This window comes from Streptomyces sp. NPDC051636, from assembly GCF_044453765.1.
GTDB lineage: Bacteria > Actinomycetota > Actinomycetes > Streptomycetales > Streptomycetaceae > Streptomyces.
The window spans coordinates 1-1,150 of sequence record NZ_JBITDA010000096.1; the positions used below are offsets into that span (position 1 = coordinate 1).

The following is a 1,150-nucleotide window of genomic DNA, read 5'->3' on the forward strand; positions in this document are numbered from 1 at the left end:
CGCATGGCGTCCGGGCAGATCGTCAGCGGCGTGGTCGGGGACGACGGCGCGATCCGCATTACGTTATAAAAAAGTAAAGGTTCCGCAAACCTTGCCGATAAGACAAATCAAGCAGCATTTTATTGGCCACCAGGGCCGCAAAACTTTCATTGCAGCGTCGTCGCCCCCGAGCGGCCACGGCGTAAACGGAGATGGACCATGAGTATCGATCGCACCCAGCGGTTACAGCCGGTTTCCACTGTGCAACCGCGTGAAACCCCGGCCGACAACCCGCTCCAACCGCGCAAGGCCGCCGTGGCCGAAACCGCCGTCAGCGGCACACAGGTCAAACTGAGCGAGGCGCAGGCGCGCCTGATGCAACCGGGCACCCAGGATATCGATATGGGCCGGGTCGAGGCCATCAAACAGGCGATCCGCAACGGTGAACTGAAGATGGACGCCGGCAAAATCGCCGACGCACTGCTGCAAGACGCGCAGAGCGATGTTCAATGGATCGCCGGACGCGACTGACAACGCGGCGGCGGGTAGCGATAAAGGATAAGTCATCACTATGGAAAAGCTGGTACAACTGCTGGACAAACTGTTGGAAACACTGCAGGCGCTCAATGGCGTGCTGGAGGAAGAGCACGACTTGCTGTGTTCCGGCCAGTTGCCCGGCGTGGCCTTGCAGCGCGTCACCGATGCCAAAAGCCAACTGCTGGCGACGGTCGCTTACCTCGAGCAACAGCGCCTGGGGCAGGAAAAAACCTGCGGGCAACGCGCGCCCTATGCCAGCCATGCGCCTCTGGCCGATCGCTGGCAACGCGTTCAGTTGCTGAGCCAAACGCTGCGTGAGAAGAACCAGCACAACGGCCTGCTGCTCAATCAGCAGATCGACCACAACGCTCAGGCGCTGGCTATCCTCAGTAAGAACAACAAATCGCTGTATGGCCCGGACGGCCAGTCGCACGCCGGCAACCTGCTCGGCAGAAAAATCGGCGTCTGACCTGACTCATTTCGCCCGGTGAGCCTATCACCGGGCACGCGTTAGCCGACTTTTGCGCATCCCCTCGCATTTTCACCTCATCACCTCCTGAGTTCCCTTAACGTTATGCGTCAGGCTGCGCAGAACGTGAATTTGGCTGTTTCTTTCCCTTTGGCCACTTGTCAC

General features: G+C 59.7%; 2 protein-coding genes. Both read left to right on the forward strand.

The window, feature by feature from the left end; all coding sequences use genetic code 11:
- The first annotated feature begins 198 nt into the window (after positions 1 to 198).
- Entirely contained in the window at positions 199 to 510 is a 312-nt protein-coding gene (flgM, locus tag ACIBBH_RS42540) for a flagellar biosynthesis anti-sigma factor FlgM (protein WP_004934832.1), read from the forward strand.
- Positions 511 to 550: 40 nt separating this feature from the next.
- Positions 551 to 985 carry a flagella synthesis protein FlgN gene (locus ACIBBH_RS42545; protein WP_049204124.1) on the forward strand — a complete coding sequence of 145 codons (435 nt, stop codon included), beginning with the start codon at positions 551 to 553 and terminating at the stop codon, positions 983 to 985.
- Positions 986 to 1,150: the final 165 nt, after the last annotated feature.